Origin of the sequence: Micromonospora sp. WMMD1274, from assembly GCF_049179035.1 — a bacterium.
Classification (GTDB): Bacteria; Actinomycetota; Actinomycetes; order Mycobacteriales; family Micromonosporaceae; genus Micromonospora; species Micromonospora tulbaghiae.
The window spans coordinates 1,665,036-1,687,827 of sequence record NZ_JBMHMG010000001.1 but is presented as its reverse complement, the minus strand read 5'-3'; the positions used below and the strand labels follow the sequence as shown (position 1 = coordinate 1,687,827).

At 72.7% G+C, this 22,792-nt stretch carries 13 protein-coding genes; 6 read left to right on the top strand and 7 right to left on the bottom strand.

Annotated elements, in window-relative coordinates:
- The first annotated feature begins 4 nt into the window (after nt 1–4).
- Nucleotides 5–2,305: a sulfatase-like hydrolase/transferase gene (locus ACN27D_RS07485; RefSeq protein WP_421498836.1), complete on the top strand. Its 2,301-nt coding sequence runs from the start codon at nt 5–7 to the stop codon at nt 2,303–2,305.
- A 75-nt stretch (nt 2,306–2,380) separates the two neighbouring features.
- On the opposite strand, the gene ACN27D_RS07480 is transcribed toward ACN27D_RS07485, so the two are convergent.
- The 5 genes from ACN27D_RS07480 to ACN27D_RS07460 form a co-directional block, all read right to left on the bottom strand.
- On the bottom strand, nt 2,381–3,679 hold the full coding sequence (locus ACN27D_RS07480) for a dihydrolipoamide acetyltransferase family protein (protein ID WP_421498835.1): 1,299 nt from the start codon (nt 3,677–3,679) through the stop codon (nt 2,381–2,383).
- 14 nt (nt 3,680–3,693) lie between these two features.
- Entirely contained in the window at nt 3,694–4,662 is a 969-nt protein-coding gene (locus ACN27D_RS07475) for an alpha-ketoacid dehydrogenase subunit beta (protein WP_123110079.1), read from the bottom strand.
- 28 nt (nt 4,663–4,690) lie between these two features.
- Nucleotides 4,691–5,821, bottom strand: coding sequence for a thiamine pyrophosphate-dependent dehydrogenase E1 component subunit alpha (locus ACN27D_RS07470; RefSeq protein WP_421498834.1), 1,131 nt, complete (start codon nt 5,819–5,821; stop codon nt 4,691–4,693).
- A 118-nt stretch (nt 5,822–5,939) separates the two neighbouring features.
- The gene (locus ACN27D_RS07465; RefSeq protein WP_421498833.1) at nt 5,940–7,271 is read right to left on the bottom strand and encodes an aspartate aminotransferase family protein; all 1,332 of its coding nucleotides are present in this window, start codon (nt 7,269–7,271) and stop codon (nt 5,940–5,942) included.
- A gap of 17 nt (nt 7,272–7,288) precedes the next feature.
- Nucleotides 7,289–8,821 (bottom strand): CoA-acylating methylmalonate-semialdehyde dehydrogenase, encoded by a 1,533-nt coding sequence (locus ACN27D_RS07460; RefSeq protein ID WP_421498832.1) that lies wholly within the window; start codon nt 8,819–8,821, stop codon nt 7,289–7,291.
- 107 nt (nt 8,822–8,928) lie between these two features.
- Between ACN27D_RS07460 and ACN27D_RS07455 the strand changes: the two genes are divergently transcribed.
- On the top strand, nt 8,929–10,572 hold the full coding sequence (locus ACN27D_RS07455; RefSeq protein ID WP_120573457.1) for a PucR family transcriptional regulator: 1,644 nt from the start codon (nt 8,929–8,931) through the stop codon (nt 10,570–10,572).
- A gap of 4 nt (nt 10,573–10,576) precedes the next feature.
- Here ACN27D_RS07455 and ACN27D_RS07450 read toward each other — a convergent pair whose 3' ends face one another.
- Entirely contained in the window at nt 10,577–10,960 is a 384-nt protein-coding gene (locus ACN27D_RS07450; RefSeq protein WP_120573458.1) for a hypothetical protein, read from the bottom strand.
- A 318-nt stretch (nt 10,961–11,278) separates the two neighbouring features.
- Here ACN27D_RS07450 and ACN27D_RS07445 point away from each other — a divergent pair, with 318 nt between their 5' ends.
- The 3 genes from ACN27D_RS07445 to ACN27D_RS07435 all read left to right on the top strand — a co-directional run bounded on the left by ACN27D_RS07445 (nt 11,279) and on the right by ACN27D_RS07435 (nt 15,343).
- Complete coding sequence (locus tag ACN27D_RS07445) at nt 11,279–12,967, top strand: acyl-CoA mutase large subunit family protein (protein ID WP_121685044.1); 1,689 nt, start codon at nt 11,279–11,281, stop codon at nt 12,965–12,967.
- A gap of 230 nt (nt 12,968–13,197) precedes the next feature.
- Nucleotides 13,198–14,115 carry a tetratricopeptide repeat protein gene (locus ACN27D_RS07440; protein WP_120573460.1) on the top strand — a complete coding sequence of 306 codons (918 nt, stop codon included), beginning with the start codon at nt 13,198–13,200 and terminating at the stop codon, nt 14,113–14,115.
- Between the two features lie 58 nt (nt 14,116–14,173).
- Nucleotides 14,174–15,343, top strand: coding sequence for an arginase family protein (locus ACN27D_RS07435; RefSeq protein WP_120573461.1), 1,170 nt, complete (start codon nt 14,174–14,176; stop codon nt 15,341–15,343).
- 68 nt (nt 15,344–15,411) lie between these two features.
- Here ACN27D_RS07435 and ACN27D_RS07430 read toward each other — a convergent pair whose 3' ends face one another.
- A complete protein-coding gene (locus ACN27D_RS07430) occupies nt 15,412–17,379 on the bottom strand; it encodes a penicillin-binding transpeptidase domain-containing protein (protein WP_421498831.1) in 1,968 nt (655 codons plus the stop codon).
- A gap of 288 nt (nt 17,380–17,667) precedes the next feature.
- Here ACN27D_RS07430 and ACN27D_RS07425 point away from each other — a divergent pair, with 288 nt between their 5' ends.
- Nucleotides 17,668–22,731: an NAD-glutamate dehydrogenase gene (locus ACN27D_RS07425; RefSeq protein WP_358174990.1), complete on the top strand. Its 5,064-nt coding sequence runs from the start codon at nt 17,668–17,670 to the stop codon at nt 22,729–22,731.
- Nucleotides 22,732–22,792: the final 61 nt, after the last annotated feature.

Genomic DNA, 22,792 nt, shown 5'->3' with positions numbered 1-22,792 from the left:
TACCGTGACCGGACCTCTGGCGGACCCTCCGTACGAGGGGACCATCGGACGCACCTACGACGAGTCGACGGAACACTGGAGCGCGCCCCCGTCGGCCGCCGCGGGTACGCCGAACGTGGTGTACGTGCTGCTGGACGACGTCGGGTTCGCCGACTTCGGCTGCTTCGGCGCCGAGATCGACACCCCGACGATCGACCGGCTGGCCGCCTCCGGGCTGCGGTACACCAACTTCCACACCTCGCCGCTGTGCTCGCCGACCCGGGCCAGCGTGCTCACCGGCCGCAACCACCACAGCGTCGGCATGCGCATGCTGTCCAACTTCGACAGCGGCTTCCCCAGCGGCCGGGGGCGGATCACCCACGCCGCCGCCACAGTCGCCGAGATGCTGGTCGACGCCGGGTTCAACACCATGGCGGTCGGCAAGTGGCACGTCGCGCCGCTGGAGCACACCACGCCGTCCGGCCCGTACGACCAGTGGCCGCTGGGCCGCGGCTTCGAGCGGTACTACGGCTTCCTGGAGGCCGAGACCGACAACTTCTATCCGGAGCTGGTGTACGACAACCACCAGGTGGATCCGCCGGCCACCCCGGAGGAGGGCTACCACCTCACCGAGGATCTGACCGACCGGGCCATCGGGTTCGTCCGGGACCAGACCTCGTTCACCCCGGAGAAGCCGTTCTTCCTGTATCTGGCGTACGCCGCCGCGCACGCCCCGCACCAGGCCCCGCCGGAGTACCTGGCGAAGTACCGGGGCCGCTACGACGCCGGCTGGGACGTCATCCGCGCGGACCGGCACCGGCGGCAGATCGGGCTGGGCATCATCCCGCCGGACGCGCCGCTGCCACCGCACAACCCGGGCGTCGTGCCGTGGGACGACGTGCCGCCGGAGCAGCGGCGCCTGTTCGCCCGCATGCAGGAGGCGTACGCGGCGATGGTCGACCACACCGACGCCCAGCTCGGGCGCCTGGTCGACTTCCTGGAACGGATCGGCCGGCTGGACGACACCATCTTCGTCGTCATGTCGGACAACGGCGCGAGCCCCGAGGGCACGCCGCTCGGCACGCTCAACCCCACGGCCTTCCAGAACCGGGTGCCGGAGAACCTCCGGGACAGCCTGGCCCGGATCGACGAGATCGGCGGCCCGCGGGCGCAGAGCAACTACCCGCTGGGCTGGGCGCAGGTCAGCAACACCCCGTTCCGCCGCTACAAGCAGCACACCCACGAGGGCGGGGTCCGGGTGCCGTTCGTGCTGAGCTGGCCGGCCGGTGACGTACCCGGCGGGGAGGTGCGGACGCAGTTCCAGCACAGCATCGACGTCACCGCGACGGTGCTCGACCTCGTCGGGGTGCGGCCGCCCGCCGTACGCCGGGGTGTCCCGCAGATGCCGCTGCACGGCCGCAGCTTCCGCGACGGGCTGCACGACCCGGCGGCGCCGCCGTCGCGGGACCGCCAGTACTTCGAGATGTTCGGCCACCGCGGCATCTACCACCAGGGCTGGAAGGCGGTCGCGTTCCACGAGCGGGGCACCTCCTGGGACGAGGACCGCTGGGAGCTGTACCGGATCGAGGACGATCCCACCGAGAGCCGTGATCTCGCCGCCGAGCATCCGGAGGTGCTGCGGCGTCTCATCGAGGAGTTCTGGATCGAGGCGGCCCGCTACGACGTGCTGCCGCTGGACGACAGGGGATTCGCGATCCGGGCCCGGGTGCCGCGCCCCGGATCGGTGCGGGACCGGCTGGACTTCACGTACCTGGCCGGTGTGCCGACGATCTCCGGCGCGGCGGTGCCGCCGACGATGAACCGCTCGCACGCCATCACCGCGCGGGTGCACCGCACCGACGCCACCCAGGGCGGCGTGATCGTGGTGCTCGGCAACGTCAGCGGCGGGTACGTGCTGCACATCCAGGACAACCACCTGGTGTACGAGTACAACCACCTCGGCACCCGTTACGTGCTGCGGTCCGAGGGCGAGTTGCCGCTGGGCCCGGTGGAGCTGACCTTCGAGCTGACGAAGACCGCCGACTGCCAGGGCACCGGCCGCCTGTACGTGGACGGCGAGGCGGCGGGCGAGGCGCTGTTCCCGCAGTTGCTGCCGTTCTTCCACGGCTTCGCGGGCATGGACGTCGGGCGCAGCATCCACTCGCCGGTGTCGCCGAGCTATCCGGCCCGGCACGAGTTCTCCGGCGAGCTGGAGTACGTGCGGTTCCGGCTCGCCGCGTCCGAGGAGGTCGGCGAACCGATCGCGCCGGCGGGCGGCGTCGCGCCGCGGCCGTCCGCCGGCGTCGGGTTCGAGGTCGTGGACTGACGCGCGCCGCGCGTACGGCGACGGCGCGCGGACGGACCTCGTCGTCCGTCCGCGCGCCGTCCGCCTACCGGGACCTCAGCGCAGGGCCAGGCCCCACAGCGGGTCCTCCAGGAACCGCCCGACGTGGGCGAGCACCCGGCTGCCCAGTTCGCCGTCCACCAGCCGGTGGTCGAACGACAGCGACAACTGCACCGTCCACCGGGGGACGACCTGCTCGTCGACCACCCACGGCATCCGGCGCAGCGCGCCGAGGCAGAGGATCGCCGCCTCACCGGGGTTGAGGATCGGGGTGCCGGCGTCCACCCCGAACACCCCGATGTTGGTGATGGTGATCGTTCCGCCGGACAGGTCGGCGGGACGGGTGCGGCCCTCCCGCGCGGTGGCCGCCAGCTCGTTCAGGGCGACCGCGAGATCCCGTACCGGAAGGTTCTGCGCGGCCTTGACGTTCGGTACGAGCAGGCCGCGCGGCGTCGCGGCGGCGATGCCCAGGTTGACGTCGGCGAACCGGACGATCTCCTGGTTCTCCTCGTCCCACCGGGCGTTGACGTCCGGGTACCGGCGGACGGCGTCCAGCACCGCCAGCGACGCCACGAGCAGCGGGCTGACCTTCACCCCCTGGAAGGCCGGGTCCTGCTTCAGCCGGTCCACGAACTCGACCGTGCCGGTCATGTCGACGGTGAGGAACTCGGTGACGTGCGGCGCGGTGAACGCGCTGGCGACCATTGCGGCGGCGGTCGCCTTGCGGACCCCGCGCACGGGCAGGCGTTCGTCCCGCCGGTGGTCGGCCACGGGTGCCGGGCCGGTGGTGTGGTCGAGCAGGTCCTGGCGGGTGATCCGGCCGCCGGGGCCGCTGCCGCGTACCTCGGTCAGCTCCACACCGAGGTCCTTCGCGAGCTTGCGCAGCGGCGGCTTGGTGAGCACCGGCGGCCGGGACGTGTGCGGCCCGCGGGTGGGCTCGGCCGGGCGGACGGACCGCGTCGCGCGGCGCGGCCGGCGCGTCCGCGCCTGGGCCGACACCCCGTAGCCCACGAGCACGGCGGTGCGCTCCACGGCCGGCTCGTCGCCGGTCGGCTCGTCCCCGGCCGGCGTCGCGGCGGCGGGCTCATCGGCGGGCGGGGCCGCGGGGTCGTCGCCCGCCGTCCGGATCGCGATGATCGGCGAGCCGACGTCGACGGTCTGTCCCTCCTCGGCGAGGAGGCGGTCCACCACGCCGGCGTACGGGCTGGGCAGCTCGACCACGGCCTTGGCGGTCTCGATGTCCACCAGGACGTCGTTGAGGCGGACCGGATCGCCCGGTGCGACCCGCCAGGTGACGATCTCGGCCTCGGTGAGGCCCTCGCCGACGTCGGGCAGGCGGAACTGTTGAACGCTCACGGGTACCTCTCCCTTCACGCGGCCAGGACGCGGTCGACGGCGTCGAGGATCCGGTCCAGGTCGGGCAGGTACTCCTCCTCGACCTTGGCCGGCGGGTACGGCAGGTTGAAGCCGCCGACCCGCTCGACCGGCGCCTCCAGCGAGTAGAAGCACCGGCTCGTGACCTGCGCGACGACCTCGGCGCCGAACCCGGCGAACGTGGGGGCCTCGTGGACCACCACCGCCCGGCCGGTACGGCGCACGGACTCCTCGATGGTCGCCACGTCCAGCGGGGAGATGGACCGCAGGTCGATCACCTCGATGTCGCGGCCCTCCTGAGCGGCGGCCTCGGCGGCGGCGACGCAGGTGGCGACGGTGCCGCCGTACGTCAGCAGGGTCACGTCGGTGCCCGGCCGCACGGTCCGGGCGCGGTCCAGCGGCAGCGGCGGTCCGGCGGTTGTCACCTCGCCCTTGACCCAGTAGCGGCGCTTCGGCTCGTAGAAGATGACCGGGTCGTCACCGGCGACGGCCTGGCGGATCATCCAGTGCGCGTCGTCCGGGCTGGCGCAGTAGACGACCCGCAGCCCGGCGGTGTGCGCGAAGTACGCCTCGTTCGACTCGCTGTGGTGCTCCACCGCGCCGATGCCGCCGCCCACGGGGATCCGCACGACCACGGGCAGGCCGGTACGGCCGCCGGTGCGCGCCCGCATCTTGGCGAGCTGGGAGACGATCTGGTTGAACGCGGGGTAGACGAAGCCGTCGAACTGGATCTCGCAGACCGGGCGGTAGCCGCGCAGCGCCAGCCCGATGGCGGTGCCGATGATCCCGGACTCGGCGAGGGTGGTGTCCACCACCCGGGCCTCGCCGAAGTCCTTCTGGAGACCGTCGGTGACCCGGAAGACGCCGCCGAGCCGGCCGACGTCCTCGCCCATCAGGAGGACCTTGTCGTCGTCCTCCATGGCGCGGCGCAGGCCGCTGTTCAGTGCCTGACAGAGGGTGAGCATGAACGAGTTCTCCGATCGCAGGCGGGCGTCAGTCGAGGAAGGAGGCGCGGTAGGCGACGAACGCGTCGCGCTCCTCCCGCAGGAGCGGGGGCACGTCGGCCAGCACCGTGGCGAAGGCGTCGGCGAGGTCCGGCGCCGTCAGCGCCAGGCACTCCCGGCGGGTACGGTCGGCCAGTTCGTCCGCCTCGGTCTGGATCTCGCCGAGGAACGCCTCGTCGCTCCAGCCCTCGGCGCGCATGAGCGCCTCGACCCGGGCCAGCGGGTCCCGCGCCCGCCACGCCTCCAGCTCGTCGTCGGTGCGGTACCGGGTCGGGTCGTCCGACGTGCTGTGCCCACCCATCCGGTACGTGGTGGCCTCGACGATCGCGGGACCGTTGCCGGACCGGGCGTGCGCGGTCACCGCTGACGTCACCGCGTACACCGCCAGCACGTCGTTGCCGTCGACCCACTCGCTGCGCAGGCCGAACCCGGCGCCGCGCCGGTGGATCGGCGTACGCGTCTGCGACGCCGTCGGCGTCGAGATGGCCCACTGGTTGTTCTGGCAGAAGAACACCATCGGGGCGGCGTTGACGGCGGCGATGTTCATGGCCTCGCTCGCGTCGCCCTCGCTGGCGGCGCCGTCACCGAAGTACGTCACGACGACCGTGTCGCTGCCGTCGCGCTGCACTCCGAGGGCGTACCCGGTGGCGTGCAGCAGCTGGGCGGCCAGGACCAGCGTGTAGATGTGGAACGAGTACGGCTCCGGATCCCAGCCGCTGTGCGCGACGCCGCGCCACTGGCGCAGCAGGTCGGCCGGGCCGATGCCGCGCCACAGCGCCGCGGCGTGCTCCCGGTAGCTCGGGAAGACGTAGTCGTCGGGGCGTACCGCCGCGACGGAACCGACCTGGGCGGCCTCCTGGCCGCGGCACTGCAGCCACAGGCCCAGCTCGCCCTGTCGCTGCAACGCGAACGCCTCGTCGTCGAGGCGGCGGGCGAGCCGCATCCCTCGGTACAGGTCACGGGTGAGGCGGCCGAGCGCGTCGCGGTCGGCGTCGACCTCGGGGTGCAGGCGCCCGTCCGGGGTGACGAGCTGGGTCCAGCCCTCGGACGTACGCGGAAGTCCGGTGGTGCCGGTGAACGGGTTGGTGACCGGTGGGTCGGCGAGATCTACGGTAGTCATTCGTCACCTTCTGGGTGCGTCGGTCTCCGCGTCACCGGGGTCGCCGGCCGTCTCGCGGATCTCTCGGATACGGGACCGCCCGCCGGGGTGGACCCGGCGGGCGGTGGTGGGCATTGCCTCAGACCGTGTGGCGGTCGGCGAGTGTCAGCGCCTCGTCGAGGATCGCCAGGCCGGCCTTGGCCTCCGTCTCCGACACGGTGCACGGCGGCACCACGTGGATCCGGTTGAAGTTCGCGAACGCGACCAGGCCGCCCCGCTTGCACGCGGCCAGCACCTCGTTCATCTCCGGCGACGACGACCCGTACGGCGCCAGCGGCTCCTTCGTCTCGCGGTCGCGTACCAGTTCCAGCGCCCAGAACACGCCGAGCCCGCGTACGTCACCGACGCTCGGGTGCCGGTCGGCCAGCTCGCGCAGCCCCGGGCCCAGCACGTCGGCGCCGATCGTGGCGGCGTTCTCGACGATCCGCTCGTCCCGCATCACGTTGATGGTCGCGACGGCGGCGGCGGTGGCCAGCGGGTGACCGGAGTAGGTCAGGCCGCCGGGGTAGGCGCGGGTGGCGAACGTCTCGGCGACGTGGTCGGCGATCACCACACCGCCGAGCGGGACGTAACCGGAGTTCACGCCCTTGGCGAAGGTGATCAGGTCGGGCGTCACGCCGTAGTGGTCCAGCGCGAACCAGGCGCCGGTACGCCCGAAGCCCGCCATCACCTCGTCGGCGACGTAGAGGATGCCGTGCCTGTCGCACAGCTCCCGTACCCCCGCGAGGAAGCCCGGCGGCGGCGGCATGATGCCGGCGGTGCCCGGCACCGTCTCCAGCACGATCGCGGCGATGGTGGACGGGCCCTCCATCTCCACGACGCGTTCGAGATGGCGCAGCGCGAGCGCGCACTCCTCCTCCTCGGTCGTGGCGCCGAACTCCGACCGGTACAGGAACGGGCCGAAGAAGTGCACCACCCCGGCGGTGCCGTTGTCGCTGGGCCAGCGGCGCGGGTCGCCGGTCAGGTTCACCGCGGTCTGGGTGCCGCCGTGGTAGCTGCGGTACTGCGACAGCACCTTCGGCCGGCCGGTGTGCAGCCGGGCCATCCGGACGGCGTGCTCGATCGCGTCCGCGCCGCCGTTGGTGAAGAAGACCTTGGAAAGACCGGCCGGGGTCAGCTCGGTGATCAGCCGGGCCGCCTCGCCGCGGACGTCGTTGGCGTACGACGGCGCGATAGTGCACAGGCGCGCCGCCTGCTCCTGGATCGCCGCGACCACCACCGGGTGCTGGTGGCCGATGTTGGTGTTGACGAGCTGGGACGAGAAGTCCAGGTAGCGGTTCCCGTCGCCGTCCCAGAAGTACGAGCCCTCGGCGCGCTCGACCACCATCGGGTCGAGCAGCGACTGGGCGGACCAGGAGTGGAAGACGTGCGCGCGGTCGAGTTCGTAGGTGCGCTGTGCGCTGCTGCTCATCGGTCTCTCTCCGCTGCTCAGACGTTCTCGGGGAAGCCGAGGTTGATCCCGCCGTGGCTGGGGTCGAGCCACCGGGAGGTGACGACCTTGCCGCGGGTGAAGAAGTGCACGCCCTCGGCGCCGTGGGCGTGCGAGTCGCCGAAGAGGCTGTCCTTCCAGCCGCCGAAGGAGTAGTAGGCCATCGGCACCGGGATCGGCACGTTGACGCCGACCATGCCGACCTCGACCTCGTTCTGGTAGCGGCGCGCCGCGCCGCCGTCGTTGGTGAAGATGGCCGTCCCGTTGCCGTACCGGTTGGCGTTCACCAGCGCGAGCGCCTCGTCGTAGCTGCCGACGCGCACCACCGACAGCACCGGCCCGAAGATCTCGTCGGTGTAGACGCTCATCTCCGGCTGCACCCGGTCCAGCAGGCTCGGCCCGAGCCAGAACCCGGACTCGTCGCCGTCGACCCGCACCTCACGGCCGTCCACCACCAGCTCGGCGCCGGCCTCGACGCCCGCGTCGAGGTACGACGCGACGCGGTCGCGGTGCTCCCGGGTGACCAGCGGGCCCATGTCGCAGGAGCGGCGGCCGTCACCGACCCTCAGCGTGGCGATGCGCTCGCGGATCCGGGCCACCAGGTCGTCGGCGACGGGCTCGACGACCACCAGGGCCGAGATGGCCATGCACCGCTCGCCGGCCGAGCCGAACCCGGCGTTGACCGCCGCGTCGGCGGCCAGGTCCAGGTCGGCGTCCGGCAGCACCACCATGTGGTTCTTCGCGCCGCCGAGGGCCTGGACGCGCTTGCCGTTGCGGGTGCCCGTCTCGTAGACGTACCGGGCGATCGGCGTGGAGCCGACGAACGACACCGCCTTGACCTCGGGGTGCTCCAGCAGCCGGTCCACGGCGACCTTGTCGCCGTGCACGACGTTGAACACGCCGGCGGGCAGGCCGGCCTGCTCCCAGAGCCGGGCCACGAGCAGCGACGCGGACGGGTCCTTCTCGCTGGGCTTGAGCACGACGGTGTTGCCGGCCGCGATGGCGATGGGCACGAACCACATCGGGACCATCACCGGGAAGTTGAACGGCGAGATGACGGCGCAGACGCCGACCGGCTGGCGGATCGAGTAGACGTCCACGTTCGTGGACACGCCCTCGGAGTAACCGCCCTTGAGCAGGTGCGGGATCCCGCAGGCGAACTCGACGACCTCCAGGCCGCGGGTGACCTCGCCGAGGGCGTCGGAGACGACCTTGCCGTGCTCGGCCGTGATCAGCTCGGCCAGCTCCTGCTTGTGCTGGTTGACCAGCTCGCGGAACGCGAACAGCACCTGGGTGCGCTTGGTCAGCGACGAGGTCCGCCAGGAGGCGAACGCGGCGGCGGCCGAGGCGACGGCCTGGTCCACCTCGTCGACGGAGGCCAGCGGCACCTCCGTCCGGACCGTGCCCAGCGCCGGATCGTAGACTGGGGCCGCACGCTCGGTGACGCCGGCGAACGGCTTGCCGTCGATCCAGTGGGTCACCCGCTCCAGCGGGGCGGGAGCGGGCGCGGTGCCGGGTGCTGTCTGGGTCATGCCCGGGATCATCTGCGCTTCCCCAGGTCCGGGCAATGGGCACTGTGTCGTTCCCGTCCCCGGGAAGCGCACATACTGTGCGCCGGAGGGAAGGGGGAGGCGCTCCGATGCCGATGACCGTCCGCGACGTGCTCGAACTGCCGGCGCTGCAGCAGGCCGGGCCGCGCGTCCTGGCGGGCCGGGACCGGCTGGACGCGCCGGTGCGCTGGGTGCACGTCGCCGAGATCCCCGAGATCGCCGACCTGCTCCGCGGCGGCGAACTGGTCCTGACCACGGGCATCGGCCTGCCCCCCGACGACGACGGGCTGCGCCGGTGGATCGACGGCCTCGCGGCCGTCGGGGCGGCGGGTGTGGTGGTCGAGCTGGGCCGCCGGTTCGGCGGAACCCTGCCGGCCGGGCTGGTCGAGCACGCCCGCAGCCGGAACCTGCCCCTCATCGCGCTCCGGCGCGAGATGCGGTTCGTCGCCGTCACCGAGGTCGTCCACTCGGTGATCGTCGAGGAGCAGACGGCCGACCTGCTCGCGAAGGACGAGATCCACCGCGTCTTCACCGAGCTGTCGGTGGAGGGCGCCGAGCCCCGGCAGGTGCTCCGCGAGGTCACCCGCCTGTCCCGGCGTCCCGCCGTGCTGGAGAACCTCGCGCACCAGGTGCTGGCGTACGAGACCGGCCCGCTGACCGCCGAGGAACTGCTCGACCGCTGGGAGACCCGCTCCCGCGCGGTCGAGGTTCCGTCCGGCACCGGCTACGAGCCGCGCTCGGGCTGGCTGGTGACGGGCGTCGAGGCGCGGGGCAACCGGTGGGGGCGGCTCGTGCTGCTGTGCGACCAGGAGCCGCCGGCCCGGACCCGGGTGCTGCTGGAACGGGCCGCGTCCACGATCGCGCTGAACCAGCTCGTCGCCCGGGACTCGTCGTCGGTCGAGCGGCAGGCGCGCAGCAGCCTGCTGCTGAGCCTCGTCAACCACTCGGCGCCCACCCGGGACGTGGCACTGCGGGCGCGCGGGCTCGGTGTCGTCCTGGAGCAGCGACTGCTGCTCGGCGTCGTGGTCCGGCGTCGCCGGCCGGCCCCGGCCACCGGCGGCGAGGCGAACGCGCGCCGGCGGGAGCTGCTCGACGCGGTCGAGACGGCGGTCCGCGAGTGCGGGCTCGCCGCGCTCGTCGGCGACGTGGACGAGGCGGCCGGCGGCACCGGCGTCACCCTCCTCGTCGCGCTCGACGGGACCGGCTCCGACGAGGCCGCGCTGGGGAGCCTGTCCGCCGCGCTCACCCGGGCGGGCCATCGGGCCGGATCGGATGTCGTGGTCGCCGCCGGATCGGTGGTCCGGACGCTCGACCTGGCCCGGCGCTCACTGGTCGAGGCGGCGCAGGTCGCCGACGCGACTGTGCACACCGCCGAGCCGCGCCCGTTCTACCGGCTGCACGACGTCCGCCTCCGGGGCCTGCTGTACCTGCTGCGCGACGACGTGCGCCTGCAGACGTTCGTCGAGCGCGAGCTGGGCCCGCTGCTCTCCTACGACCAGCGCCACGGCACCAACCACGTCGCCCTGCTGGAGACGTACCTCGTGGAGGGGCGCAACAAGCGGCGCGCGGCGGACGCGATGTCCCTGTCGCGGTCCGCGCTGTACCAGCGGCTGGAGCTGATCGAGCGGGTGCTCGGCGTCGACCTGGATTCGAGCGAACGGCGCCTGTCGCTGCACGTGGCGCTCACCGCCCGGGACGTCATGCGCGCCGGCGGCCCGGAGGTCGCCGGCTGACCGGTCACCTGTGGGTGCCGCGGCCCGACCGGAGGCGCCGGACGCCGTCGCGGCCCGGGGCGCTGTGCACGCTGACGCTGACCACCGGTACGGCGTTCGCGACGCTCTTGCGGACCGTCTCCATCGGCGCCGTGGCGGGGGAGCACTCCACGATCATCACCGCGGACCGGTCGGGGCACTGCACGTACTGGACGTGTGACACGGCGACCCGGCGGGAGTGCAGCACGGACAGCACCTTGAGCAGCCCGGTGGTGGAGTGACCCACGCCGAGGTGGACCACCATCGTGCACGGCGTGCCGTGCTCGTCGGCGGGCTCGTCGTGCGGGCGGCGGCCGGGCGCGGGCCGGGGAAGATCGACGGTTGCGGGGGTGGATGCGGACACGCTCACGGGGGCCTCACAGGGACGAGCCGACAGGTTGGCTTGGCCGGCGACGCACGCGGAGGCGTACGCCGCCTAGGTAATCAGCCGGGTCGCGATTCGATTGCCCACGGCGGGAGTGTGGCACGGGAACCGGCTCGCCGGGAGGCTGCGCCGGGCAGCCGTCCGCCACGTGAGACAGGGCCCTGACCTGCGGATCGACGGTGATGGGTCGCCTCGGTGGGGCCGATCGCCGGGTTACCGGCCGGTACGCGAGCCCTTAAGGATCGTTCAGGATCTCGCTCTACACTCGGAACCGGGACGACGACTTGAGAAGGAGCTCCGCGCATGGACGCTGACGAGATCGCCGCCGGTCGGGCCCGCTGGCAGGCCCGCTACGACGCCGCCCGCAAGCGCGACGCGGACTTCACCACGCTGTCCGGAATGCCGGTCGAGCCGGTGTACGGCCCGCCGGAGGACACCGCGTACCCCGGGTTCGAGCGGATCGGCTGGCCGGGCGAGTTCCCGTACACCCGGGGTCTGTACCCGACCGGCTACCGCGGGCGGACCTGGACCATCCGGCAGTTCGCCGGCTTCGGCAACGCCCGGCAGACCAACGAGCGCTACAAGATGATCCTCGGCGCGGGCGGCGGCGGTCTGTCCGTCGCCTTCGACATGCCGACGCTGATGGGCCGCGACTCGGACGACCCGCAGTCGCTCGGCGAGGTCGGCCACTGTGGCGTCGCTGTGGACTCGGCCGCCGACATGGAGGTGCTGTTCGACGGCATCGACCTGGCCGGCGTGACCACCTCGATGACCATCTCCGGTCCGGCCGTGCCGGTCTTCTGCATGTACCTGGTCGCCGCCGAGCGGCAGGGCGCCGACCTGTCCACGCTGGACGGAACGCTCCAGACGGACATCTTCAAGGAGTACATCGCGCAGAAGGAGTGGCTGTTCGACCCCGAGCCGCACCTGCGCCTCATCGGTGACCTGATGGAGTACTGCGCCCGGGAGATCCCCCGGTACAAGCCGCTGTCCGTCTCCGGCTACCACATCCGCGAGGCCGGCTCGACCGCCGCGCAGGAGCTGGCGTACACGCTGGCCGACGGCTTCGGGTACGTCGAGCTGGGCCTGTCGCGCGGGCTGGACGTGAACACGTTCGCTCCCGGCCTGAGCTTCTTCTTCGACTCGCATGTGGACTTCTTCGAGGAGATCGCGAAGTTCCGCGCCGCCCGCCGGATCTGGGCCCGTTGGCTGCGTGACGTGTACGGCGCCACCAGCGAGAAGGCCCAGTGGCTGCGGTTCCACACGCAGACCGCCGGGGTGTCGCTGACCGCGCAGCAGCCGGTCAACAACGTGGTGCGTACGGCCGTGGAGGCCCTGGCCGCGGTGCTCGGCGGCACCAACTCGCTGCACACCAACGCGCTCGACGAGACGCTCGCCCTGCCCACCGACGAGTCGGCCGAGATCGCCCTGCGTACCCAGCAGGTGCTGATGGAGGAGACCGGCGTGACCAACGTGGCCGACCCGCTCGGCGGCTCCTGGTACGTCGAGGCGCTCACCGACCGGATCGAGGCCGAGGCGGAGGAGATCTTCGCCCGGATCAAGCAGCTCGGCGGCGAGGGCCCGCACACCATCGGCCCGATGACCTCCGGCATCCTGCGTGGCATCGAGGACGGCTGGTTCACCGGGCACATCGCCGAGTCGGCGTTCGTCTACCAGCAGGCGCTGGAGAAGGGCGACAAGCGGATCGTCGGCGTCAACTGCCACACCGGGACCGTCGCCAAGGACCTGGAGATCCTGCGCATCTCGCACGAGGTGGAGCTGGAGCAGCGCCGGGTGCTGACCGAGCGCAAGTCGGCCCGCGACGACGCCGCCGTCACCGCCGCCGTGGCGCGGATGGTCGAGGTCTCCCGGACCGGCGAGAACATGATCCCCGCCATGCTCGACGCGGTCCGCGCCGAGGCCACCCTCGGCGAGATCTGCGACGCCCTCCGCACCGAGTGGGGCGTCTACCGAGAGCCCGCCCGCTTCTGACCACCCGTCCCCACCCTCACCCCCACCCCCACCCCCACCCCCACCCCCGCGATCTTGCAGTTCGGGCCCTCCGCGTGCGGCAGTTCGTCGCATTTGCCGGGGCGGAAAGTGCAAGATCGCGGGGAGGTGGGGGTGAGGGGGCGGCGCGGGGGTTGAGCAGGGGTGAGAGTGGCGACGTGGGCGTTGCGGGTGGTCGGAGATCCTCGGGGTACGTGCGAGACTAGACAACCATGAGCGACCCACGGATCACCTCGTCGATCTTCACCCGCGGCGCGGTCGACCTCAGCGCGCTGCGCACCCCCGCACCGGCCGACACCTCCTCCGCCACACCGTCCCAGGGCGCTGGGCCGACCGGGCTGCCGGGCAGCCCCGCCGGCTCCGCCGCCGTGATCGACGTGACCGAGGCGAACATCCAGTCCGAGGTGCTCGAACGCTCGCTCACCACACCGGTCGTGGTCTTCTTCGGCGCCGCCGGCTACCCGGAGAGCGACCAGTTCGCACCGGTGCTGGAGCGGCTGGCCGCCGAGGGCGGCGGAGCGTGGCTGCTGGCCCGGGTCGACGTGCAGCAGCAGCCGCGCCTAGCGCAGATGTTCCAGCTCCAGACGCTGCCGACCACGTACGCCATCGTCGGTGGGCGCCCGATCGACGCCTTCCCCGGCCCGGTGCCGGAGTCGCAGTTGCGACAGTGGCTCCAGGCGGTCCTCAAGGCCGGTGGCGTCACAGTCGCCGAGCCGGAGGACCCGCGCCTCGACGCCGCCGACGACGCGCTGATGAGCGGTGACCTCGACGCCGCCGAGGCGGCGTACCGGAAGATCCTGGCCGAGACCCCGGCCGACGCGGCGGCGGAGGCGGGCCTGGCGCAGGTCGGGCTGGCCCGCCGAGTGGCCGGCGCGGACCCGCAGGGCGCGCTCGACGCCGCGGCCGCCGCCCCGGACGACGTGGACGCCCAACTGCTGGCCGCCGACATCGAGGTGCTCAGCGGCCTCGCCGACCAGGCGTACAAGCGGCTCGTCGGCCTGGTCCGGCGCACCGCCGGGGACGACCGGGACCGCGTACGCCAGCACCTGCTCGGCCTGTTCACCATCGCCGGCCCGGACGACCCCGCCGTGGCCTCCGCCCGACGCGCCCTGGCCAGCGCACTGTTCTGAGTCAACCCGCGCGGGCCGGCGCACCGCCGGCCCGCCCGACCACCGAGGACGGGAGCCCATGATGCGCCGGATCGCCGTCCTCGACGCGCCGACGAACCTCGGACTGCGCCCGCCCACCGCGAGCTCCGTCCCCGGCTGCGCCAAGGCGCCGGGTGCGCTGCGCGACCACGGCCTGCTCGCCCGGCTGCGGGCCCGCGACGCCGGCTGCCTCACCCCGCCCCGGTACGACCCGGGGGACTGGCGCCCCGGCGACGGCGTCTGCCACGCGCCGGAGATCTCCGCGTACTCGGCGGCGCTCGCCGACCGGATCGGCGCGATCATCGACCGGGGCGAGTTCCCGCTGGTGCTCGGCGGCGACTGCTCGGTGCTGCTCGGCTCGGCGCTGGCCATGCACCGCCTCGGTGAGGCGGTCGGCGGGCGGATCGGGCTGGTCTTCGTCGACGGTCACTCCGACTTCCGGCACCCCGGCAACGCCTCCTACGTCGGCGCGGCAGCCGGGGAGGACCTGGCCCTGGTCACCGGCCGGGGACAGCCCGACCTGGCCGCGATCGAGGGCCGGCGGCCCTACTTCCGGGACATCGACGTGGTGGTGCTCGGCATCCGCGCGCAGGACGAGTACCGGCTCGACCTCCAGGCCGCCGGCATCACCACCCGGCCGGTGCCGGCGCTGCGCGCCGAGGGTGCCGCCCGGACCGCGCAGTGGGCGCACGAGCAGCTCGTCGACTGCGCCGGGTACTGGGTGCACATCGACGTGGACGTGCTCGACCCGGCGGTGATGCCCGCCGTGGACGCGCCCGACCCGGGCGGCATCGCCTTCGCCGAGCTGGAGATCCTGCTCGCCGGGCTGGTCGACACCCCGCACTGCCTCGGCGTCGAGCTGACCGTCTTCGACCCCGACTACGACCCGGACGGGGCGTACGCGGCCGAGATCGTGAACACGGTGGTGGCCGGGCTCGCCCCGGTGGTCGCGCCGGGCGCCGTGCCGCCCCGGCTGCTGCCGGCCGGGCCGGTCGCGCCGGCGCCCCGCGCCGCCGACAGCCGGCCCGAGCCCGAGCCGCTGCCCGCCCCGGCTGCCGTACCGGCGCCGGCGGTCGCGGTGGAGCCGATCGGCCCCGACCCGACCGCCGCCGACGACCTCGGCGAGGACCCGCTGGGGCCCGGCCTGCTGCGCCGCGCGCCCGCCGGGGACGAGCCGGACCCGGCCCGCTCCGGCATCGACATCGCCTGACCGGTACGCCTCAGCGCGTCGCCCGGCCGGACCGGGCTCGGCTCAGGGCCGGGCGGCGCGGAACCCGCTCAGCTCGCGGCGAGGCCGCGCAGGAACTTCTCGGCGATCGGCGCCGCCACCTTCGAGCCCGCCCCGCCCTGCTCGACGAAGACGGCGAAGGCCACGTCGCCCTGCCAGCCGACGAACCAGGCGTGTGTGTGCGCCGGGTTGTTGTCGTACTCCGCGGTGCCGGTCTTGCCGTGCACCGGCTCGCCCGGCACGTCCGCCAGCGCGCTGCCGCTGCCCGAGGTGACGACCCCGCGCATCATCGACTTCAGCGCCGCCACCGACTCCGGCTTGAGCGCCTCGCCGGCCGGCGCGGGCTTGGCCGGTGCCGGGTCGAGCAGCAGCTTGGGCTGCTCGAACTTGCCCCGGGCCACCGCTGCCGTGGCGCTCGCCATCGCCAGCGGGCTCACCAGCGTGGTGCCCTGGCCGATCGCGGCGGCGGCCTGCTCGGTGGCCGGGCCGTTGGCGGAGATCTTGCCGGTGAACGCGTCGGTGCCGAGATCCCACGCGGCCTCCAGGCCGAGCGTACGGCCGGCCTGCGCCAGCCCGTCCGGGCCGAGCTTCGGCGCCAGCGCCACGAACGCGGTGTTGCACGACTTGGCGAAGTCGGTGGCGAACGGCACCGCGCCCAGCTCGAAGTTGTCCGAGTTCTTGAAGACCCGGCCCTCGACCGTCGACGTCTTCGGGCAGTCCACAGTCGTCTGCGGCGTCACCGCGCCCCGGTCGAGCAGGCCGAGCGCGCTGACCATCTTGAACGTCGAGCCGGGCGGCACCTGGGCGGTGAAGGCGAGGTTGTCGCCCGCCGCGCCCGGGCCGTTCGCGGCGGCCAGCACCGCGCCGTCGCTGATCCGCACGGCGACCAGGGCGGAGCGGCGGGTCTGCCCGCGCAACGCGGCGTCGGCGGCGTTCTGGGTGGCCGCGTCGATGGTGGTCTTCACCGGCTGACCGGGCTTCGGGTCGGCGCGGTACAGCTCCGTGCCGGTCGGCTCCACCTTGCCGTCCGGCGTGGTCCGCTCGGTGATCACGGTGACGCCGGGGACGCCGCGCAGCCGCTCGTCGTACCGGCCCTGGAGACCGCCGTGGCCGACCAGGTCGCCGCGCGCGTACCGCTCGGGGTGGGCCTGGAGGTCGTCGGCGGTGGCCTGGTCGACCGAGCCGAGCAGCGCCCGGGCGAACTCGCGGGTCGGCGCCAGCATGAGCTGCTCGGAGACGAACCGGGTGCCGGGCAGGTCGTAGATGCGCGGCTTGATCTGCCGGTACGCCTCGTCGCGCAGCGTCACCACCTCGACGAGCCCGTCCGCCTTCGCCTCCTTGAGTCGCTTGGGCAGGTCGCCCAGGTCGACCGGCGGGGTGAGCGCGGGCCGGATCGCCTTGAACGCGGCGTCCAGCTTCTTGACCAGGCCGGGCACGTCGGTGACCTCGCCGGGGACGACCTGCACCCGGACCACGGGGCGCGGCGCGACGATCGGCTGACCGGCCGCGTCCAGCACACCGGCGCGCTGCGCCGGCTCCCGCCGCAGCGCGATCTTGTCACCGCCCTCCAGCTTCTCGTGCACCACCGACGGCTCCCAGATCACCTGCCACTTGTCGTCGCCGCCGCGCTTGAGGCGTACCGGATTCTCGTAGGCCCAGGTGCCACCGCCGGGCAGCGCCCAGCTCACCTTGATCCGGGCGGTGGCCACGTCTCCCTTGGTGGTGATGTCGCCGGTGCGCGCCAGCTCGGGCGGGTCGGCCGCGAGCGCGCCGCTGAGCGCCTGGATCTGCTTGGTCACCTCGGCGGCGGGCACCCGCCCGCCGGCCGGCTCGACGAAGCCGACCGCCTGGAGGTTGCCGGAGTGCCAGCCGCCGAGGAACGCCTCGACGGCCGTCTCCGGGCCGTCGTCGCCGGAGCATCCGGTCAGCGCGCCGGCCGTGACCAGCACGGCGGCCAGCGTCGCGAGGACGCGGTGACGGGTGTGGCGGTGGGGGCGGACGGGGTACGACACGGGCATGAAGCGGTCCCTCCGGTGCTCAACTGCCCTGCACGCTAGTACGGCCCGGCGTTCGCCACCGCCCCGCCACGGCCTCCGGCAGCGCGAGAAGCGGCGTGTGGCAGTGTGATGAACATCGCCAGTCGGGGTACTCCGCGAGCGGCCGACCACGGACCCGCAACGGGTGAAAGGACAGAGTCCCGATCCGGACGTCCGGCCAGTGGTCCGCCGCGGGAGGTACCACGCGGTAGGGCCTAGGCTGGGCGGCAGAGTGACCCACAACGCGGTGGGTCGAGGGGAGTGGCACCGATGGACCGGCGTCCGGCGATCAAACCGGGACCCGACCTCCGGCAGGCTGACACCGGCCGGGACGACGACAGCTTCGATTCGGCGACCGACGGAGACGGTTTCAGCCGTCTCGACACAGGAGTGACCGGGATGACCGGTTCCAGCATCGACACCCTCTACGACCTGGGCCTGCCTGCGCAGGCACTGGCCGACGAGTCGGAGGACGCCGAGCTGGACGAGCCCGTTCCCAACGCGGAGCGGCTGGTCGCCCAGGCGGTCGCGCTGGCCGGCGACGACCACGACGCGGCCACACTGGTGGACCGCTTCTGGCGGTTCGCGCCGGACGAGGAGCTGATCGGCTTCACCGCCGAGGAGATGCTGGAGGCGGCCCGGGCCCACCGGGACCTGGCCCAGCAGCGGGTGCCGGGCGAGCTGAAGCTCCGCATCCACGAGCCGGACGCCGAGCAGCACCACACGGTCGTCGAGATCGTCACCGACGACATGCCGTTCCTGGTCGACTCGGTGACCGCCCTGCTGAACTCCCGTCACCTGGACGTGCACCTGCTGGTGCACCCGCTGGTCGTGGTGCGGCGCGAGCCGCTGGGCCGGCTCACCGAGGTCTCGGCGGACGTGGAACCGGACGACGCCATCGCCGGTGACCTGGTCGAGAGCTGGATGCGGATCGAGATCGACCCGGTCCGCGACCCGGCCGAGCGGGAGACGCTGCGCCGTGAGTTGCAGCGGGTGCTCACCGACGTGCGCGAGGCGGTCGAGGACTGGCCGAAGATGCGGCAGCGGGCCCTCGCGCTCGCCGACGAGCTGGCCGCCGCCCGGACGTCGGACAACCGCCCGCCGGTGCCGGAGAAGGACATCACCGACTCGGTGGAGCTGCTGCGCTGGCTGGCGCACGACCACTTCACGTTCCTCGGCTACCGGGAGTACCGCCTGGTCCACACCGACGGCGCGCGCGGCGGGCAGGCACTGGAGGCGGTGCTCGGCACCGGGCTGGGCATCCTGCGCTCCGACTCGCCGGAGGCCCGGTCGCTGAACTCGATGACGCCCGAGGCGCACGAGAAGGTGCTGGAGAAGCGCCTGCTCATCATCACCAAGGCCAACTCGCGTGCCACGGTGCACCGCTCGGCGTACCTCGACTACATCGGCTTCAAGATCTTCAACGAGGCCGGCGAGGTGGTCGGGGAGCGGCGTTTCCTGGGCCTGTTCTCCACCGCCGCGTACCGGACCAGCGTGCAGGAGCTGCCGGTGGTGCGGCGGAAGGTCGCCGAGGTGCTCGACCGCTCGGGCCTGAGCCTGCGCAGCCACTCCGGCAAGGACCTGTTGCAGATCCTGGAGACCTACCCGCGCGACGAGCTGTTCCAGATCAAGACCGACGACCTCTACCACGCGGTGATCGGCGTGCTGCGGATGGCGGGCCGCCGGCAGCTGCGGGTGTTCCTGCGCCGCGACGCGTACGGGCGGTTCATCTCCTGCCTGATCTACCTGCCGCGGGACCGGTTCACCACGCAGAACCGGCTGCGCATGCAGGACATCCTGCTGCGCGAGCTGAACGGCGTCGGCGTCGACTACACCACGCGGGTGACCGAGTCGATGCTGGCCCGGGTGCACTTCATCGTGCGTACCGACCCGAACAACCCGCCCGGCGACATCGACGCCGACCTGCTCGCCGAGGAACTGGCCGACGCGACCCGGCTCTGGGACGACGACTACCGGCTGGTGCTCGAACGCAAGCTCGGCGACGAGCAGGCCAAGCACCTGTTCGCCCGGTACGCCGACGCGTTCCCGGAGGGCTACAAGGACGGGCACACGCCGTACGAGGCGATGAAGGACCTGGCGAAGCTGGAGCTGCTGGAGGAGCCCGGCCAGCTGGAGATGCACCTGTTCCGCAAGCAGGCGCCGCCGCGTCCGTACGCCGCCCGCGCCGCCGACGCCGACGACGCGATGGACGTCCGGTTCAAGGTCTACCGGTACGGCGAGCCGATGATGCTCTCCGCCGTGCTGCCGGTGCTGCACTCGCTCGGCGTGAAGGTGGTCGACGAGCACCCGTACGAGGTGGAGCGCGTCGACGGCCGGATCTGGCTCTACGACTTCGGTCTGGAGCTGCCCGAGCGGCACCAGGACCTGGCCGAGGTGCGCCCGCACGTGGAGAACGCCTTCGCCGCCGCCTGGCGGGGCGAGGCCGAGGTGGACGGCTTCAACGAGCTGGTGCTGCGGGCCGGGCTCACCTGGCGGCAGGTCGTCGTGCTGCGCGCGTACGCGAAGTACCTGCGGCAGGCCGGAACCGTGTTCTCCCAGGAGTACATGGAGCAGACGTTCATCGCGTACCCGCAGATCGCCGAACTGCTGGTGAAGCTGTTCGAGACCCGGTTCGCTCCGGGCGCGACCACGCTCGACGAGCGGCGGCAGCGCAGCGGCGAGCTGGTCGACGCGATCGGCGAGGCGCTGGACGAGGTGGCCAGCCTCGACCAGGACCGCATCCTGCGGGCCTACCTCACGCTGATCCAGGCCACGCTGCGCACCAGCTTCTACCAGAAGCCGGTGGGCGGGCGGCCCAAGGCGTACGTGGCGTTCAAGCTGGACCCGCAGGCCATCCCGGACCTGCCGGCGCCGCGGCCCAAGTTCGAGATCTTCGTCTACTCGCCCCGGTTCGAGGGCGTGCACCTGCGGTACGGGCCGGTGGCCCGCGGCGGCCTGCGCTGGTCCGACCGGCGCGAGGACTTCCGGACCGAGGTGCTCGGCCTGGTCAAGGCGCAGATGGTGAAGAACGCGGTGATCGTGCCGGTCGGCGCCAAGGGCGGCTTCGTGCTCAAGCAGAAGCCGGGCGACCGGGACGAGGCGGTGATCTGCTACAAGGAGTTCATCTCCGCGCTGCTCGACGTCACCGACAACATCGTCAGCGGCGAGATCGTGCCGCCGGAGGACGTGGTCCGGCACGACGGCGACGACCCGTACATGGTGGTCGCCGCCGACAAGGGCACCGCGACGTTCTCCGACATCGCCAACGAGATCTCCGAGGCGCACAGCTTCTGGCTGGGTGACGCGTTCGCCTCCGGCGGCTCGGCCGGCTACGACCACAAGAAGATGGGCATCACCGCCCGGGGCGCCTGGGAGTCGGTGAAGCGGCACTTCCGGGAGCTGGGCCACGACACCCAGACGCAGGACTTCACAGTGGTCGGCGTCGGCGACATGTCCGGCGACGTGTTCGGCAACGGGATGCTGCTGTCGCGGCACATCCGGCTGGTGGCCGCGTTCGACCACCGGCACATCTTCCTCGACCCGGACCCGGATTCGGCCCGGTCGTGGGAGGAACGCAAGCGGCTGTTCGACATGCCCCGCTCGTCGTGGGAGGACTACGACCGCGAGCTGATCTCCGAAGGCGGCGGCGTCTACCCGCGTACGGCGAAGTCGGTGCCGGTCTCGCCGCAGGTCCGCGCGGTTCTCGGCCTCGACGAGGACGTCACGCAGCTCAGCCCGCAGGAGCTGATGAAGGCGATCCTCACCGCGCCGGTCGACCTGTTCTGGAACGGCGGCATCGGCACCTACGTCAAGGCGTCCAGCCAGACCAACGCCGAGGTGGGGGACAAGTCCAACGACGCCATCCGGGTGGACGGCAAGGGCCTGCGCTGCCGGGTGGTCGGCGAGGGCGGCAACCTGGGCTTCACCCAGCAGGGCCGGATCGAGTACGCCTCGACCGGCGGCCGCATCTACACCGACTTCATCGACAACGCGGCCGGTGTGGACTGCTCCGACCACGAGGTCAACATCAAGATCCTGCTCAACACGGCGGTGGCCGACGGTGAGCTGGACCGGCCGGAGCGCGACGAGCTGCTGGCCCAGATGACCGACGAGGTCGCCGATCTGGTGCTGCGGGACAACTACGACCAGGCGCGGGCGCTCAACAACGCCCAGGCCCAGGCCGCCTCGTTGCTCCCGGTGCACCGGCGGATGATCAACGAGCTGGAGCGGTCCGGCGCGTTGAACCGGTCGCTGGAGGCGTTGCCCTCGGACGAGGAACTGGCGGTCCGCACCGAGAGCGGCCTGACCGCGCCGGAGTTCGCGGTGCTGCTCGCGTACGTCAAGATCGTGCTGGAGCGCGAGATCGTCGGCGAGGGCCTGGCGGACGAGGAGTGGACGACCGACGTCCTGGTCAACTACTTCCCGACGCCGCTGCGGCAGCGCTTCGCCGACCGGATGGGCCGGCACCGGCTGCGCCGGGACATCGTCACCACGGTCCTGGTCAACGAGGCGATCAACCGGGGCGGCATCTCGTTCGTCTTCCGGGTGGTCGAGGAGACGGCCGCCTCCGCGGCGGACGTGCTCCGGGCGTACGTGGTGGTCCGCGAGGTGTTCGGCCTGCGTGACCTGTGGGACGCCGTCGAGGCGCTGGACAACAAGGTCTCGCCCGAGTTGCAGACGGCGGTCTACCTGGACACCCGGCGGCTGCTCGACCGCGCGGTGCGCTGGCTGGTCACCAACCGGCGCTCGCCGATCGACGTGCCGGCGGAGATCGCCCGGCTGCGCGACGGTGTGGCCCGGCTCCTGCCGGACCTGGAGCACCGGTTCTGGGGCACCGAGCGGGAGGCCATCGCGGCGCACATCGAGTCGCTGGTCGGCCGCGGGCTGCCGCGTGACCTGGCCGAGCAGGCGACCCGCCTGATGTACAGCTTCGGCCTGCTCGACATCGTCGAGACGGCGCAGGCGACCGGGCGGGACGTGAGCGAGGTGGCCTCGGTCTACTTCGTGCTCTCCGACCGGTTCCGGGTCGACGCGCTGCTGTCGAAGATCTCCCTGCTGCCACGCGAGGACCGGTGGCAGACCCTGGCCCGGATGGCGCTGCGCTACGACCTGTACGCCGCGCTCGCCGCGCTCACCGCGGAGGTGCTCGGGTCCACGCCGGAGGACGTGCCGCCGGTGGAGCGGGTGCAGGAGTGGGAGCAGGCGAACGCCACCTCGATCCACCGGGCGCACCGGGCGATGGGGGAGTTCGACGAGTCCCGCGCCGACCTGTCCGCGCTGTCGGTGCTGCTGCGCCAGATCCGTACCCTGGTCCGGACCTCGGCGGCGGCCTGACCGCTCCGACGCGCGTGGCCCGGTGGTCGGTTCTCCGACCACCGGGCCACTGCCGTTCCCG